Annotated in this window: 14 protein-coding genes; 8 read left to right on the top strand and 6 right to left on the bottom strand. The window is 50.8% G+C overall.

Annotation, left to right across the window (positions count from 1 at the left end):
* The first annotated feature begins 137 nt into the window (after positions 1-137).
* Both C7R73_RS01770 and C7R73_RS01765 read left to right on the top strand, forming a co-directional pair.
* Positions 138-1,532: an aspartate aminotransferase family protein gene (locus C7R73_RS01770; protein ID WP_106448857.1), complete on the top strand. Its 1,395-nt coding sequence runs from the start codon at positions 138-140 to the stop codon at positions 1,530-1,532.
* Positions 1,533-1,558: 26 nt separating this feature from the next.
* Positions 1,559-2,746, top strand: a complete 1,188-nt coding sequence (locus C7R73_RS01765) for an iron-containing alcohol dehydrogenase (RefSeq protein ID WP_106448856.1) — start codon at positions 1,559-1,561, stop codon at positions 2,744-2,746.
* Between the two features lie 72 nt (positions 2,747-2,818).
* Here the strand turns inward: C7R73_RS01765 and C7R73_RS01760 are convergent, their stop codons facing one another.
* The 4 genes from C7R73_RS01760 to C7R73_RS01745 form a co-directional block, all read right to left on the bottom strand.
* The gene (locus C7R73_RS01760) at positions 2,819-3,439 is read right to left on the bottom strand and encodes an HD domain-containing protein (RefSeq protein WP_106448855.1); all 621 of its coding nucleotides are present in this window, start codon (positions 3,437-3,439) and stop codon (positions 2,819-2,821) included.
* 35 nt (positions 3,440-3,474) lie between these two features.
* Positions 3,475-3,918, bottom strand: coding sequence for a YaiI/YqxD family protein (locus C7R73_RS01755; protein ID WP_106448854.1), 444 nt, complete (start codon positions 3,916-3,918; stop codon positions 3,475-3,477).
* 324 nt (positions 3,919-4,242) lie between these two features.
* Complete coding sequence (thrC, locus tag C7R73_RS01750) at positions 4,243-5,730, bottom strand: threonine synthase (RefSeq protein WP_106448853.1); 1,488 nt, start codon at positions 5,728-5,730, stop codon at positions 4,243-4,245.
* A gap of 185 nt (positions 5,731-5,915) precedes the next feature.
* A complete protein-coding gene (locus C7R73_RS01745; RefSeq protein ID WP_106448852.1) occupies positions 5,916-7,097 on the bottom strand; it encodes an acetyl-CoA C-acetyltransferase in 1,182 nt (393 codons plus the stop codon).
* 257 nt (positions 7,098-7,354) lie between these two features.
* Here C7R73_RS01745 and C7R73_RS01740 point away from each other — a divergent pair, with 257 nt between their 5' ends.
* On the top strand, positions 7,355-8,527 hold the full coding sequence (locus C7R73_RS01740; protein ID WP_106448851.1) for a hydroxymethylglutaryl-CoA synthase: 1,173 nt from the start codon (positions 7,355-7,357) through the stop codon (positions 8,525-8,527).
* A gap of 118 nt (positions 8,528-8,645) precedes the next feature.
* Here C7R73_RS01740 and C7R73_RS01735 read toward each other — a convergent pair whose 3' ends face one another.
* Positions 8,646-9,986, bottom strand: a complete 1,341-nt coding sequence (locus C7R73_RS01735) for a hydroxymethylglutaryl-CoA reductase, degradative (RefSeq protein WP_275658085.1) — start codon at positions 9,984-9,986, stop codon at positions 8,646-8,648.
* 159 nt (positions 9,987-10,145) lie between these two features.
* Here C7R73_RS01735 and C7R73_RS01730 point away from each other — a divergent pair, with 159 nt between their 5' ends.
* The 4 genes from C7R73_RS01730 (at position 10,146) to C7R73_RS01715 (ending at position 13,521) form a co-directional block, all read left to right on the top strand.
* Complete coding sequence (locus tag C7R73_RS01730) at positions 10,146-10,643, top strand: AI-2E family transporter (RefSeq protein ID WP_239992550.1); 498 nt, start codon at positions 10,146-10,148, stop codon at positions 10,641-10,643.
* 233 nt (positions 10,644-10,876) lie between these two features.
* The gene (locus C7R73_RS01725; protein WP_205076444.1) at positions 10,877-11,113 is read left to right on the top strand and encodes a FeoA family protein; all 237 of its coding nucleotides are present in this window, start codon (positions 10,877-10,879) and stop codon (positions 11,111-11,113) included.
* Positions 11,113-13,242 (top strand): ferrous iron transport protein B, encoded by a 2,130-nt coding sequence (gene feoB, locus C7R73_RS01720; RefSeq protein ID WP_106448849.1) that lies wholly within the window; start codon positions 11,113-11,115, stop codon positions 13,240-13,242. The genes C7R73_RS01725 and feoB overlap by 1 nt, the downstream gene beginning before the upstream one ends.
* Before the next feature lie 18 nt (positions 13,243-13,260).
* Positions 13,261-13,521, top strand: a complete 261-nt coding sequence (locus C7R73_RS01715; RefSeq protein ID WP_106448848.1) for a hypothetical protein — start codon at positions 13,261-13,263, stop codon at positions 13,519-13,521.
* 277 nt (positions 13,522-13,798) lie between these two features.
* Here the strand turns inward: C7R73_RS01715 and C7R73_RS01710 are convergent, their stop codons facing one another.
* The gene (locus C7R73_RS01710; protein WP_106448847.1) at positions 13,799-15,031 is read right to left on the bottom strand and encodes a DUF438 domain-containing protein; all 1,233 of its coding nucleotides are present in this window, start codon (positions 15,029-15,031) and stop codon (positions 13,799-13,801) included.
* Positions 15,032-15,445: 414 nt separating this feature from the next.
* Between C7R73_RS01710 and C7R73_RS01705 the strand changes: the two genes are divergently transcribed.
* Positions 15,446-15,940 (top strand): NAD(+) diphosphatase, encoded by a 495-nt coding sequence (locus C7R73_RS01705; RefSeq protein WP_106448846.1) that lies wholly within the window; start codon positions 15,446-15,448, stop codon positions 15,938-15,940.
* Positions 15,941-15,953: the final 13 nt, after the last annotated feature.

Genomic DNA, 15,953 nt, shown 5'->3' with positions numbered 1-15,953 from the left:
GAAGCTGACATCGCATAACAGAAAATGTCCTATCCGGTGTCACGAAATGTTTTTTGTTTGCTTGATAAATCTATATAATCAAACCATCGAAGTTACAAAAGATATGACAAGTATGCATGAAAAGGGGAGCGAGCGTTATGACAGGAACAACATCACTAACAGAAACAGAATTGAGATATCAATTGCCGGAAATCATCACTGCGGCATTGCCGGGGGAAAAGGCCGCAGCCATCCTGGCACGGAGATCTGAAGCAATCCCTCCTTCATTGACATGCGTCTACCCGGTTGCGATTGCGAAGGCAGAGGGCGCCATCATCGAGGACGTGGACGGCAACCGCTTTTTGGATTGGGTCGGAGGCGTAGGTGTTTTGAATATTGGCCACCGCCACCCGAAAGTGGTGGAAGCGGTCAAGCAGCAGGAAAATGATTATTTTCATGCGATGATCAATATCCTTACGAGCGAAAAGTATATCGCTTTGGCTGAAAAAATGAATGATATCGTGCCGGTGAAGGGCTTAAAGAAGCGGACTTTCTTTGCGAACAGCGGTGCAGAAGCAATCGAGAATGGCGTAAAGGTGGCGAGAGCCTACACGAAACGTCCGAATGTCATTGTATTCTCTGGCGCATTCCATGGGCGTACGTTGCTGACGACGCACATGACAGCGAAAAAGGCCAATTCAGTCGGCTTAGGGCCGTTCCCGGATGGGATATTCCGGGTGGATTATCCGAATCTTTACCGCAAACCGGCCTATTACACTGATGAAGAGGCAGTGGCTTACTACATCGACCGCATCAAACGCGCTTTTGACGAGTTGACGCCGGCCAGCCAAGTTGCGGCCATCGTGTTCGAACCGGTGCAGGGAGAGGGCGGCTTCATCCCGGCTCCGATCGAATGGGTTAAAGCGGTTCGCCAAATCTGTGATGAAAATGGCATCATGATGATGACTGATGAAGTGCAGACCGGATTCGGGCGCACGGGCAAACTGTTCGCATCTTCCTACTATGAAGAAGCCGGCTGTGCGCCGGATATCCTGTGTACAGCAAAATCAATCGCAGGCGGCTTCCCTCTCAGCGCCATCGTTGCGCGTGACGAAATCGTCAAAGGGATTGGCGGCGGCCTGATCGGGGGCACCTTCGGAGGCAATTCGGTGTCCTGTGCTGCGGCGCTTGCGACGATCCAAGTCATCGAAGACGAAAACCTCTGCGACCGTTCATTGGAGTTGGGTGCAGCCTACACTGCCCGCGTTGAGGAATGGCAACAGCAATACCAAGAAATCGGTGATGTGCGCGGTTTGGGCGGCATGATCGGGGTCGAATTCATCAAAGACCGTCTGACGAAGGAACCCGCTCCGGAATTGGTGAACGCTCTGATCCAGCATTGTGTACAGAACGGCCTGATCATCGAAAATGCTGGCACTTACGGGAATGTGGTCCGTTTCCTGGCTCCGTTGGTCATGACGGATGGACAGTTGGAGGCCGGCCTTGCCATCTTTGAAAATGCGATCGACGCCTTGTGCACAAAGTTAGCATAACTATCTGAAACCAATGGGGGAATTTTATGTCACCGTCAGCTGAAATCATGGATTTTGAATTTTATAACCCTGTCCGGATCGCATTCGGAAGGGATCAGGTCAAAAAAATCGATAAGTTTGTGCCGAAAGATGCAAAAGTGCTGATCACTTACGGAGGCGGCAGTGCCAAACGCTCAGGCACCTTCGACCGTGTCGTGGAGGCTCTGGCCGACAGGAAATGGGGGGAGTTCGGTGGAATTCCGGCGAACCCGGTCTTTGAATATCTGATGGACGCAGTCGAGAAAATCAAAACGGAAGGTTACACCTTCCTGATTGCGGTGGGTGGCGGCTCGGTCATCGACGGCACGAAATTCATCGCCGCAGCCAGCCTGTTTGAAGGCGATCCGATTGATATCTTCGCAAGCGGAGTCGGCAAAGGGCTGCCGGTCGAAAAGGCCATGCCTTTCGGGACAGTGTTGACGATTCCGGCGACATCTTCGGAAATGAACCCGATCACCGTAGTCAGCTTCGAGGAATTGCAGGCGAAGGTGAGCATCAAAAATGAGAATCTCTTTCCGACTTTTTCGATTCTGGAACCCGAGTTGACTTACACGTTGCCGAAAAGGCAATTGGCGAACGGCCTATCCGATTCCTTTGTCCATGTCATGGAGAACTATTTGACCTATCCTGTCGGCGCAAAACTGCAGGATCGCTGGTCTGAAGGCATTCTGCATACTTTCATCGAAATCGGCCAGGAAGTCCTGGCGGATGAAGAAATAGATTACAATACGCGCGCAAACTTCATGTGGACAGTGACGAACGGCTTCAACGGATTCACGGCTTCAGGGGTGCCCGGCGATTGGTCCAGCCATGCCTTGGGCTATGAAATCACTGCCTTGAACGGGACCGATCATGCCCGTACGCTTTCGGTCATTCTGCCTGCCACTATGAAGGTACGCAAAAAGGAAAAATGGGATAAGTTGCTCCAGTATGCAGAGCGCGTATGGGGCGCGACGGAAGGTGACGATGAGGCGCGGATCGATTTTGGCATCCAAAAAACCGAAGAATTCTTCCGTTCGTTGGAGATGCCGACCCGATTCAGTGAAATCGGCATCGAAGAAACGGATATCGACTATATGGTTGAGCAACTGGAAGTCCACAAGCGTGATCGCCTTTCGGAACGCGCTGACCAGACACTGGACATCAGCAGAAAAATCTACGAAATGGCTTTGTGATTTTTGGAGAATAAAAAGACTGGTTCGGTTGGGATAAAACATCCCGATTCGAACCAGTCTTTTCGCATTTTCTCAGTGGCCTTCCCACTCGGAATGGAAGTCCTTCAGGAACTGTTCCATCCGAGTGTGGCGGGCGATCGCCTTTTGTTTGCCTGCTTCCGTGTGCATGCCATCCTTCAGCAGGAGCAGTTTTTCGTGGAAATGGCCGATCGTATCGCTGTCCGTATCCCCAGTGTGCTCGGGATCATAAAGCGGCCGGTCTTTGTGCCCGCCATACGCAAATGCGCGCGCGATGCCGATTGCGCCGATCGCATCCAGGCGGTCGGCATCCTGCACGATCCGGCCTTCGAGCGTTTCCAGCACATGCTTGTTTTTTCCTTGCTTGAAGGAAAGGTTGTTCACGATGTAGATGACCTGTTCGATGACGGAGTCGCTCAGCTCGAACGGCCTGAGGATGTCGGTGATCATGTCTTCGCGGTCGTCGTCGGTATAGCCGAATTTATGGTCGGCTACATCGTGGAGAAGAGCCGCCAAGCCGATGATGAGCCGATCGCCGTTTCCTTCCGCTTCGGCAATGTCCATGGACGTGTTGTAGACCCGCAACGTATGCCACCAATCATGCCCCGTAGCTTCGTTCCTCAGCTTTTCTGCGACGACATGTTTCACATCTTCGATAATGATCTCATTGCGCATAGCAATGCACCTCTTTCTTAGGTCTATTTAGTCTGTTAGGTTTCTTGCAATTTGGAAATAAGCAGTTTCCTGAATTTATGCCGATCAGCATCCGTGAATGGCTTCGGGCCTTTTGTACGGTTGCCGCTTTTGCGGACCATGGCACTCATGTAGCGTTCCTCAAGCAACCGCTCCATATTGCTGTTGTCGTAGACAAAGCCTTTGTGATGGAGGACGGTGAGTCCCTTCGGCAAAGCGAGTGAAGCCAAGCCGTAGTCCTGCGTGACCAGCAGATCGCCTCTTTTTGCGAGCTGGATGATTTTGAAGTCGGCTGCGTCCGCACCGGAATCGACGTAGACCGTCTTCACTCCGAGTGGTTGGGGCGCATTTGAAAAGTGGGAAAAGCTGGTGACGATTGTGACCGGTATTTCGCGTTTGATGGCTTCTTCGATGATGATGTCTTTTACGGGACAAGCATCCCCGTCGATCAATATATTCATGTGGCGCCTCGATTCTGTTTCTTTCTGATTCCATTTTACCAAAAAACAGCGCGGATTTCTTGATGATGTGTGTGCCTGAATGTAGAAACGAAAGGAATATTACCGGCAACTCCGGCCAGGAGCTGTTGGCAGGAGTTCCGAGTGAAATACAGCCGCTACTTCCGGTGAGGAGAAGCTGGCCGGAGGAGAGCATATCTCTGCATTCTCAGCTCCGGAGAAGACTATTCTCGCCGGAGGACAGAATGAAAAATGAACAAAAGCGCAAAAAAGCCGGCAGCCCGGAAACATTCCGGACCGCCGGCTAGGCAGTTAAACATTTGAAAATCAGTTCAAGCCCAGGATGGACTCGACGCTCTTCTGCATTTCGTCGGAAGGGACAACGGTGTTGTGGCGAACTTCCGCATGCAATAGTTCTTCGATTGCGGCTGGGAAAGCGACGCCGCTCAATTCTCTTAGGCGATCCAACATTTCTTCCATGGAATCATCCGAAAACTCAGGGTCGATGGCATTCAGGACTGCTTGCGGGAATTTGTAAGGGCTGGCAGTCGAAGCGATGATGATCGGGGTGTGATCATCGTTTTCAGCTACATAAGTGTTGGCAACATGCGCCGCCACCGCTGTGTGCGGGTCGATGACATAGCCTTCAGCATGATAAAGCGCAGCAATCTGAGCGCTGACTTCTTCTTCAGTCGCGTAGTCGGCATAGAAATCTTTTGCTTTTTCCTTCATTTCTTCCGTCACTTCGTAGCGACCGATTTCCTTCAATTGGTCCATGAAAGTTTGGACAGCTGCCGCGCTCTCATTGGCCAACAGGAACAACAGGCGTTCCAAGTTGCTGGAAACCAGGATATCCATGGATGGGGATGTCGTTAAAATGAAGTCGCGGTTGCGGTCATAAGCGCCGGTGTCGAAGAAATCGACCAGGACTTTGTTTTCGTTAGAAGCGATGATCAGTTTTTGGATCGGCAAGCCCATTTGTTTCGCGAAGTAGGCAGCCAAGATGTTCCCGAAGTTTCCGGTAGGGACTACGACGTTCATCGGCTCGCCGGCAGCGATGGCGCCTTGTTTCACCATTTGGCCGTAAGCATAGACGTAATAGACCACTTGCGGGATCAAGCGTCCGATGTTGATGGAGTTGGCTGAAGAAAATTGGAATCCTGCTTCATCCAAACGTGCAGCCAAGTCTGCATTTCCGAACATATTTTTTACGTTTGTCTGTGCGTCATCGAAGTTTCCATCGATTGCTACAACAGAAGTATTGTCGCCTTTTTGCGTCACCATTTGTTTTTCCTGAATGGCGCTGACGCCGTTCTTAGGATAGAAGACGATGATGCGTGTGTTCGGCACATCCGCGAATCCGACCAAGGCCGCTTTTCCGGTATCGCCGGAAGTTGCCGTCAGGATCACGATTTCTTTCGTGCTGCCGTTTTTCTTGGCTGAATTCGTCATTAAGTAAGGCAAGATGGAAAGAGCCATGTCCTTGAAAGCGATGGTCGGGCCATGGAACAATTCCAGGTAGTGGTTTCCGCCGGCTTTCACCAATGGGACGATGCTGGAGTCGTCAAATTTGTCGTCGTAAGCTGCGTTGACGCAATGTTTCAATTCCTCTTCAGTGAAGTCGTCAAAAAAGTTTTTCATTACTTCGTAGGCTAATTCTTGGTAAGTCATGTCGGCTAGGCGATCCAATGCGATGTCCAAAGCCGGAATGTGATCGGGTACGTACAATCCGCCGTCTGGCGCTATCCCTTGTAATATTGCTTGTGAAGCCGTCAGTGTTTTTTCTGCATTTCGTGTGCTATGATAGGTCGTCACGGATTCAGTCTCCTCTACATTATTCTCATTTTTAAATTAAAAATTTCTCATAAAGAGTATGCCACATTTTCGTTGAAAACTCAATAACATATCGAAATGCGCGCTGTTCTTATGCACTTTTTTATGAAAAAACTCCCCCGTACGAGCAAATGACGGGGGAGTGAGCGGGTGTGGTCAAAAATAGGTCAAGGACGCTCAACGATCATAGCGATGCCCATTCCGCCACCGATGCAAAGGGAGGCGAGACCGAGCTTCGTATCGGTCCGTTCCAGTGCATGCAGCAGGGTCACCAAAATCCGTGATCCGGAAGCGCCGATGGGATGTCCCAAGGCGATGGCGCCGCCGCTGATGTTGACTTTGTCCTCTGGCAAGCCTAAATCCCTTACTACGGCTATACTCTGGGAGGCGAACGCTTCATTCAATTCGAACAGGTCGATGTCCTCTGCATGCAGCCCGGTCTTGTCCAATACTTGCTTGATGGCGTAGTAAGGCGCATAGCCCATGATGGCAGGGTCGATTCCGGTTTCGGCATAGCCTTTGATTGTGGCCAGATAAGGGATGCCTTTCGCTTCGGCTTCCGATTTCGGCATCAGCACCAAGGCGGCCGCGCCGTCGTTGATCCCGGATGCGTTCCCGGCAGTCACCGTGCCGTTCTTTTGGAAGGCAGGTCTTAATTTGCCCAAGCTCTCCATGGTGACATCTTTGCGGATATATTCATCATCGGCCACGACCGTCAGCTGGTTCTTGCGGTCCGTGAGGATGACAGGCGCGATTTCTTCATTAAAGTAACCCGCTTCTTGCGCGGTTGCAGCCTTCTGTTGCGAATGCAACGCGAAAGCATCCTGGTCTTCGCGGCTCACTTGGAATCTTTCCGCCACTGTTTCGGCCGTGATTCCCATGTGCTGCTGATCGAATGCGTCCGTCAGGCCGTCGTGCACAAGGCTGTCGATGGCGCTGATGTCGCCGAGTTTGCTGCCCCAGCGTTGATTCGGCAACAGATAAGGGGCCTGGGACATGCTTTCGGTGCCTCCGACAACTACCGTTTTGACATCACCCAGACGGATGGCTTGGCTCGCCAGGATGATCGCTTTCAAACCGGAGCCGCAGACTTCATTGATCGTCATGGCTGTTTTTTCATAGGGGATTCCGGCAGCGACTGCAATTTGCCGCGCCGTATTCTGGCCTATGCCTGCCTGCAGGACGTTCCCGAAAATGACGGAATCCACTTCTTCAGGGGAAAGGCCGGCACGATTCAACGCAGCTTCTGTAGCTGTTTTCCCCAGATCGACTGCGGTACAATTTTTGAGGCTGCCTCCGAATGAACCGATGGGGGTTCTTGCAGCACTGACAATTACGACTTCTTCCATTAAATGTCTCCTTTTTTGTATTATTTTGGGTAGAATTATTTTCATCGACCTTTGATACTTTCTATTTTACGTGACTAAGCGCTCATAATGATATAAGAATTGGTAAAGAATTTCAAATCATATACAATTTTTGGATATGGATTTTGTAAGATATCTTTAATTTGGATGCCTGAGGTTGTTTTTTTGAGCGGTCTGGTCTATCATTTGGGAGGAGAGGCATCAAATATGTTATATATGAACAGTAAGGGGTAGTTGTCGTGAAGATTGGGATAGATAAGATTGGCTTTTATGCGCCACACTTCTTTGTGGATATGGAAAAATTGGCGGACGCCAGGGGAGTGGATCCGGCTAAGTATACGATCGGCATCGGGCAAGAAAAGATGGCTGTCGCGCCCATAACTCAGGACGCTGTTACGCTCGCGGCGAATGCCGCTTTACGGATCATCGATAAAGAGGATTTGGAAAAAATCGATTTGGTCATTTTCGGAACGGAATCCGGGATCGACAATTCGAAATCAGGTGCCGTCTACGTACACGATCTGCTTGGCATTCAGGAGCATGCCCGTTGCATCGAACTGAAACAAGCGTGCTACGGAGCGACTGCAGGTATCCAGTTGGCGAAAGGGCATGTCGCTTTGAACCCGGAAAGCCGGGTATTGGTGCTCGGTTCGGATATTTCCCGTTATGGAATCGGCACGGCCGGTGAGGTTACGCAAGGGGCTGGTGCAGTAGCTATGATCATCAGCGCAGAACCGCGCATCCTCGCGCTGGAGAATGAGAGCAGCTATCTGACCGCCGATGTGATGGATTTTTGGAGACCCATCTACTCGGAAATGGCTTTTGTCGACGGTAAATATTCAAATGAGCAGTATATCTCGTTCTTCCTGAACACTTGGGAAGAATTCAAAGCGAAGTACGGCGCCACGTTGGCTGATTTCGAAGCGATCTGTTTCCATCTGCCTTACACGAAGATGGGGATGAAGGCTCTGCTCGAAGTGCTGGACGAAGGTTCCGAAGCGGACCGCGAACGTCTGACGGCACATTACCGAACCAGCACAATCTACAACAAAATCGTCGGCAATATCTACACGGGTTCCCTGTATCTGAGCCTGCTTTCCTTGCTGGAGCTTTCCGACGACCTGAAGGCGGGCGACAAAATCGGTCTCTTCAGTTATGGATCCGGAGCAGTCGGCGAGTTCTTCGCGGCCACGCTGCAGGACGGTTTCAAAGAAGCTTTGGCTGCCGCTGAGCATGGAAAGATGTTTGCCGGACGCAAAGAAGTGACCGTCAAAGAATATGAGGAGATCTTTTCCCACGTTCTGCCGGTCGATGGATCAAGCATCGAACTAGATGTGGACGCAGATCCTGCGACTATCTGTATCGAAGGAATGGAAGATAACAAGCGCATCTATCTGAACAAAACCAGATAATGAATGCGATGAAAAAACAGCACGCCGTCAGCCAGATAATTGGTGAACGGAGTGCTGTTTTTTGCTTTTTATTTTGGATGGTTCCGGGGGCTGGCTTCTCCGCCGATCGTGTTACGTCTCAATCAACTGCATCCGCACCGCGGATTTGCGCCAAAAGCACCTGCGCCGCCGCGAGATTCATATTTTTTTCGCCTTTAAGCAGCTCCGAGAGCTGTTCGATTTCGTTCCCGACCGCACCCGCACTGATCGCCAGTGAACGCGAATGCAGGCCCATATGTCCTTTTTGGATGCCTTCCGTCACTAGCGCTTTGATGGCGGAGAAATTTTGTGCCAGCCCGACCGAAACGATGATGGACTCCAGTTCGGATGCCGAACGGTAACCAAGAATTTCTTTCGTCATTTTAGCGGCAGGGTGGAAGTTGATCGATCCGCCAACAGCTCCGATCGGCAATGGCAAAGTCAGACTTCCGAGCAGATCCCCGTTTTCCGCTTTTTTCCAGGTTGTCAGCGAACGGTACTGTCCGCTGCGGGAGGCATAAGCGTGTGCCCCGGCGGAAATGGCGCGCCAATCGTTACCGGAGGCCAGCACGATGGCATCGATGCCGTTCATGATGCCTTTGTTGTTGGTGACGGCGCGATAAGGATCGACGTAAGCGAACTGATAAGCCTCAATCAGCCGGTTACGCACTTCTTCACCGGAGAACACGCCTTTGGCCAGAAGTGCAGCCGGTATCCGGCACTCGGCGGTCGCCAAGCAGTCGGTCGCGTAATTGGTCAGGATGCCCATCAAAGCTTCGCCCCCGGTCAAACTCTCTAGGTAAGGGATGACGCCTTCCATCATCGTATTGATGATGTTGGCCCCCATCGCCTCTAACGTCTCGACATGGAGATGGACGACAAGGAATGCGGGAATCCCTTCATCTGGGATGGCGGCCAAACACCTAACGCTGATGCGACGGGCTCCGCCGCCACGCTTCACGATGGAAGGGTGGGCAGCATTGGCAACATGCAGGATCTCTTCCTGATGTGAGTCGATCAGTTGTTCAGCAGCTACGCTGTCAGGGACATTTTTCAAGGCGACTTGGCCGATCATGATCCGTTTCTGGATCGTCGTATGGAATCCGCCCGCCATGGCGATGATTTTGGCGCCCGCGCTGGCCGCAGCGATGACGGAAGGCTCTTCGATGGCCATCGGGACGACATAGTCTTTACCGTCAATCAAAAAGTTCAAGGCGACACCGTAGGGCAACTCGTACGTGCTCAATTGGTTCTCGATCATGTTGTCGGCGATTTCCTGCGGCAACTTCAATCCTTCCTGAAGCTTGGCTGTCGCTTCCTCATCCAGGATGCCGGCCGCCCGCAAGGCAGTGATCCTTTCGGCTGGGGTTTTATTATAAAATTTCTGAAGATGATTGGATTCCATTTTCTGCTCCATTTCCCAAGTGTTTTCACGTGTAATCAGTGTCTGTTTCCTATATCATTTTAGCATAGAACATTCCTGATGGCATCAGCCGTCAAGCGCGTCGCCCGCAATGGGAAAGAATCCGACCAATGGCCGATGCATGGCTAGTGCTCAGGCGTGTATACTGAATTTATTAAGAGAAAGCGAGGGGTCGCATTGGATACGATCAGCTATTATATCAAGGAAATCATCAACGCCACCGGAAAAGGCTTGAAGGGGTACCTCAAATCAGCCGTCAAATTGGCTTCCATCAGTTTTGTCCTGTTGTGTATCGGGTTCCTGTACTTCGGCGTCGATTTTTGGTTCCTGAAGGCACTGGGTATCGCGGTTTTCGATTTGATTCCAATTCTGGGGAGCGGGATGGTGATGATCCCTTGGGCGGTGATCCATCTGCTGCTGGGGAACACAACATTGGCTTGGCAAATCGGACTGCTGTATGTCATTTTGGTGGTCGTCCGTCAGATTGCCGAACCGTTCATCACAGGTAAGGAAATCGGTATCCGTCCGCTGTACACTTTTCTGGCGACGGTCGTCTGCATACTGTTGTTCGGGCCGCTTGGAGCCGTTCTGGGTGCAGTGGTCGCTGTTGTGATCAAAGCCGTTTTGGAAGTATCGAGTGTCAGCCGCAACAATTATGACAAACATCGTCGCTGAAAAGAAACAACATTTCACAAGCACGGGAGGAGTTGACCTCTTCCGTGCCTTTTTATTTTTTTCGTACCCTTGGGGACAGGACCCATCCATTCATTTCCGGTATAAAAAAATAAGTAAAAATGCACGAATTATCTTGACCTGAAGGCGTCTATGCCTTAAGCTATGACTTAATGAGAATGGTTCTCAATTGGTATCGGAAGATTACTATTGCTGAAGGAATGGAGGGGACGATTTTGACGAATGTAAGAGACTTGCCGATCGGTGTCACTGCAATTGTGAACAAGATAACAGGACAGGGCGCTACCCGCAGAAGACTCATGGATATGGGGATCACGAAAGGCACTGCCATTTATGTCAGAAAAGTCGCTCCATTGGGCGATCCGATTCAAGTGATGGTGCGTGGGTATGAATTATCGATACGCAAAAAAGATGCTGAGATGATCGAAGTTACGTTTGGGGAGGAAAAATGATGGGGAAAACCATAGCGCTGGTCGGAAATCCTAATAGCGGAAAAACGACCTTATTCAACCATTTGACAGGTTCCACCCAACGCGTCGGCAACTGGCCAGGGGTTACGGTCGAACAGAAAGCCGGCACATTGCTGCATGACGGCGAAACGCAGGTCATCGATCTGCCGGGCATCTATTCGCTTTCCCCATACACAATCGAGGAAATCGTCACGCGCGATTATCTGACGCTGGATGCACCGGATCTGATCATCAATATCGTCGATGCCTCCAACTTGGAGCGGAATCTTTACCTGACTACCCAATTGATGGAATTGCATCTGCCGATCGTGGTTGTCCTGAACATGATGGACATCGTCGAGAAACGGGGCGATCAGCTGGACGTCGCAGGATTGTCCCGCGCGTTCGGATTGCCTTTCGTAACGATTTCGGCTCTGAAGGAAAGCGGCTTGGAAGAGTTGTTCAAGGCCATCGCTGAATCGTTATCTGTAGCTGAACCGATTACATACAGTATCGTCGTGGAAAGCATCCTTGATACGATCGAAGAAATTATTGCTCCATTGGTTCCGAAAAAATTACGTTGTTACTACAGCATCAAGCTTTTCGAAAGGGACGGACAAACTTCTGGGAAACTTGCGATTCCTGAGGACAGCCAGGCTGTTATGGAAGGCCTGCTCAGCCGTTATGAAAAGGAATTGGACGACGACTCCGAAGCAATCCTGATCAACGAACGCTATAAATTCGTGACGAAAATTACGCGCCAAGTGCTCGTGAAAAATAGCAACAAAGCTTCTTTCTCGGTCATGATCGATCACATCGTAACGAACCGTTGGCTTGGGTTGCCGATTTTCGTCCTGATCATGTATGCGGTCTACTACTTCGCCATCACGACTGTGGGGACGTGGGGGACTGATTGGGTCAACGATGTGTTGTTCGGAAGCATCGTGCCAGGGGTCGTGCAAAGCTTCTTCGACAGCATCGACATCCATCCCGCAGTCAGCAGCCTTGTGATCGACGGTGCCATCGGAGGCGTAGGTGCAGTTCTTGGCTTTCTACCGCAGATGGCCGCCTTGTTCCTCTGCTTGACCTTGCTGGAGGACAGCGGCTATATGGCTCGCGTAGCCTTTGTTATGGATAGGGTTTTCCGCGGCTTCGGCCTTTCGGGTAAATCGTTCATCCCCTTGTTGATCGGTTCCGGCTGCTCGGTCCCGGGCATCCAGGCTTCCCGCACAATCGAAAACTTGCAGGATCGCCGTATGACGATTCTGACCACTTCCTTCATCCCATGTGGTGCGAAACTGCCGGTCATCGCCCTGATTGCGAATGCCATTTTCGGCGGCGCATCCTGGGTGGCCTTGTCGATGTACCTGTTGGGGATTGCGACGGTCATCTTTTCCGGCGTACTGCTGCGTAAGACAGCCATCTTTTCCGGGGAAGCTTCCCCATTCGTCATGGAGTTGCCGATGTATCACTGGCCGCAGTGGAAAAGCATTTTCCGCGCAGTATGGGCCCGTTGTTTGGCCTTCGTCAAAAATGCGGGAACTGTCATTTTCCTCAGCTCCAGCTTCATTTGGTTTTTATCTTCTTTCAACTGGCAGTTGCGGATGGCTGCTGAAAGCGATCAAAGCATTCTGGCCAAAATCGGCAGTGCAGTTGCTGTGTTCTTCGCACCATTGGGCTTCGGCTCTTGGCAAGCGACGGTCGCGACCATTCAAGGACTGATCGCAAAGGAAAATGTTGTCGGCACATTTGGTGTACTGATGGGGACAACCGGCTCGGAGGCGGAGGTAGCTGCCGCATTCAGCACGCTGTTCAACCCGGTCAGCGCAGTATCATTCCTCGTGTTCAATATGATCTGCATGCCTTGTTTCGCGGCTGTCGGAGCGATGCGCACCGAATTCGGCAGCGCTAAATGGACGCTTTTCGGCGTCTTGTATCAAACTACTTTGGCTTATGTCTTGGCCTTCATCATCAATCAGCTCGGATCCGTCATCGTGTTGGGCACACCATTCGGGGCGGGCGCCAGCATAGCGGCTGCAGCAACGGCAATATTGGTGTTCTTGGTCGTCAGACCCGCACCGAAAAAAGCTTCGCCGATGTGGGGCAGCTTGGCGAAACCGATGGTCAAATAGGAAGAGGGGGAATAACCTATGAATGTTCAATCTTGGATTGTTTTGTTGTTGTTTATGATCTTGATGGGGTACATCTTATTCCGTCAAATCCGTTTGATCGCGAGCGGCAGAAAGAAATGCAATGCCTGCACTGTAACAGTTTGTCCGATGAACGAGCCTGCTCCGATAGAGGCTGAGGCCGACTGTATTGCTGGCACCGCATTGATGGTCCATCTCGGTGTTGCGCAAGAAAGCGCGTCGGCAGAAAAACACTGCCCGACCTCCCAAATCATCAAATAATAAAAAAGAATAGCCAAAAAAGTCGGTGCCTCAATCATTTTTGATTGAAGCACCGACTTTTTATCTGGAGAAAAGAGCGGAATCTCCGGTGAAGAGTGCGTTCATCGGAGAAAAACTGCGATTCGGCCGGCTTCTCCGATGAAGGAGAGCTCATCGGAGTACATGACGAATGTTCATACGCACCTCCGGCGAGAACGCGCTCACCGGAGTACATGACGAAATCCGGATTCTCGGGTTAAGAAAACATTCAACTGGAATCTCATCCCCGCAACAGACTTCACTCGGAAAGGTGTCTTTTTGCCCCTGTCAGCTTGCGGATGGACTGGGCCTCCTGCACGTATTCCAGGACTCCCATAAAGCTGCCGTCCTCGTCGCGGAGCGCGCAATAATTCACGACGATGAACTTCCCGCTTTCCTCATACCACATGATTTCTTGGTCTTTCTTTCCGGATTTCAGCTCCGAGACCAGTTGCCTCATGAGCGCGACGCTCTTTGGCGGATGGCAGTTTTCGGCATCTCTTCCCAGTGCGGATTTCGTGCGCATGAAAATTTTCTCATCCGGTCCGTCATTGTAATATTTCACGATTCCATCCGCATCGATGAAAGTGAGCTCCAACGGCAATCGGTTCAACATCTTTTCCAGCTCTTTCACCGTTAGAAATCCGGTCCCGAAGGCGATGTTGCCTTCCAGAATGGAACCCATTGCTTCGCCTGTTTCCAAAGCGAGCCGTTTGGGTTGCCATTGCGATTCCGGATGGACGATGCAATAGCCGATTTCGTCTGATTCAGCCGCAATCTTCATCCAGTCGTCTTCAGTGAACGAGTCGGATACCATCGGCAACAGGATGTCTTCCTCCTTGATGAACATTTCCTTCATTTCCTGCTGAAGCGTTTCGAAAGTCACTTTGAGAGCGTCCAGCTGTCCTTCTTCCAACAACCGTTTCATTTTCTTGTACTGTCCCCGGATCTCGTCGTCCACGCCCCACATCACTTTCGGCGGAGCGGTCATGCCGTAGCGCTCCATGATTGGGAAAATGGCGTATTCTTTGCGCGCGTAATGCTTGTCGAAGCCCCAGAGGATCTCCAGTTGCTTCAGCAGGCCGGTTTTCAGATCGGGATCCGGCTCTGCAAGATAGCTTTCCAAGAGGCGCGCAATCCGGTCGAGCGTCGCTTCGATGGCCACATTTTCTTCCTTCAGCACCCGAATCGGATGCCCCGGTTTCTCGCTATCCGGAGCGGGGGCTTGTCCATAGGTCACAGCATCGGCAAACAGATCGGCATGGATCGAGCAGAGACGCTGGATCTCCTCAACGGCGATGCCTTGTTCTATCAACCTCCGTTCCATCATCGAAATTTCTAGAGCGCTGACCGTCGCGAAATGTTCCTTGAATTCCTTCTTGATCTGTTCGTAGTCCCCACCTGCGTGAAGGCGGAGAATCAGATCCTTCAAAATTGCTTGGCGTTGCTCCAATACTTCTTCGCGGGTGCTTTTTTTGATGTCTTCTTCCATTGTGATCCCCTCGCTTGCTTTCATTCATCCCGAAGCAGAAGGCATTTGAACTGGGCGGCCAAAAGCAGTGTGCATATTCATAAGGCTTCATTTCACTTGTCACTCTTATTTTAGAGCGATAACTGACGGAGGACAAACGATATGGTCACGAAGGGGGAAATATTTGTAAATGACAGATTGAAGAACAGCAGTACATTTTTGATAATGGCCAACACGGGAGTGTAATGAAGACTAACAAGCAATCTGTCCGAATTTCCCATAGAGGATGCAAACGCAAAGTTTTTTTTATTCGAAAGGAAAGAAAGACAAGGCCGGCGTGCTATAATATCCCATATTGTCCTATGAGTTTTGCAGTGGGGTAACGGTTTTAGAATGAGCAAACGGAATCATAATCGGAAAGGAAGTCCAAAATAGATGAATTATTGTATGGAATGCGGAACAGAACTGGAAGCGAAACATCTGGAAAATGAGGGGAATATCCCTTATTGTAACAGTTGCGAGGGATATCGATTTCCTGTTTTCAACACGGCTGTGAGCATGGTCATCTTGAACAAGGAACAAGATAAAATTTTGTTGATCAAGCAGTACGGTGGTGCGGATTATATTCTCTGTGCGGGATACGTCAACAAGGGCGAGGATGCGGAGCAGGCAGCGGCCCGGGAAATCGCCGAAGAGCTTGGACTGCAAACGGTTGGATTGCGCTATAACAAAAGCGAATATTTTGAAAAAAACAACACACTGATGCTGAATTTTTCCTGTATCGTCGCGAACGAGTGTCTCGATGGCATGACTGATGAAGTGGACCAGGCGGAATGGTTTTCCATCGACGCTGCGCAAGCCAACATCAAAAAAGGCAGTTTGGCTCAGCGCTTCCTGGAAAACTATTTGGGAAAAAGCCACTGGCTATAGCCATTTACTGCTT

The organism is Trichococcus alkaliphilus (assembly GCF_003008695.1).
In the GTDB taxonomy this organism is placed as follows: Bacteria; Bacillota; Bacilli; order Lactobacillales; family Aerococcaceae; genus Trichococcus; species Trichococcus alkaliphilus.
Note: the sequence above shows the minus strand (reverse complement) of the source record. Positions and strands in the feature narration are given on the sequence as shown.

Bases quoted from the DNA above. Each gene is read 5' to 3' on its own strand.
- C7R73_RS01770 (WP_106448857.1), top strand. From the start codon at position 138: ATGACAGGAACAACATCACTAACAGAAACAGAATTGAGATATCAATTG.
- C7R73_RS01765 (WP_106448856.1), top strand. From the start codon at position 1,559: ATGTCACCGTCAGCTGAAATCATGGATTTTGAATTTTATAACCCTGTC.
- C7R73_RS01760 (WP_106448855.1), bottom strand. From the start codon at position 3,439: ATGCGCAATGAGATCATTATCGAAGATGTGAAACATGTCGTCGCAGAA.
- C7R73_RS01755 (WP_106448854.1), bottom strand. From the start codon at position 3,918: ATGAATATATTGATCGACGGGGATGCTTGTCCCGTAAAAGACATCATC.
- C7R73_RS01745 (WP_106448852.1), bottom strand. From the start codon at position 7,097: ATGGAAGAAGTCGTAATTGTCAGTGCTGCAAGAACCCCCATCGGTTCA.
- feoB (WP_106448849.1), top strand. From the start codon at position 11,113: ATGGGGAAAACCATAGCGCTGGTCGGAAATCCTAATAGCGGAAAAACG.
- C7R73_RS01715 (WP_106448848.1), top strand. From the start codon at position 13,261: ATGAATGTTCAATCTTGGATTGTTTTGTTGTTGTTTATGATCTTGATG.
- C7R73_RS01710 (WP_106448847.1), bottom strand. From the start codon at position 15,031: ATGGAAGAAGACATCAAAAAAAGCACCCGCGAAGAAGTATTGGAGCAA.
- C7R73_RS01705 (WP_106448846.1), top strand. From the start codon at position 15,446: ATGAATTATTGTATGGAATGCGGAACAGAACTGGAAGCGAAACATCTG.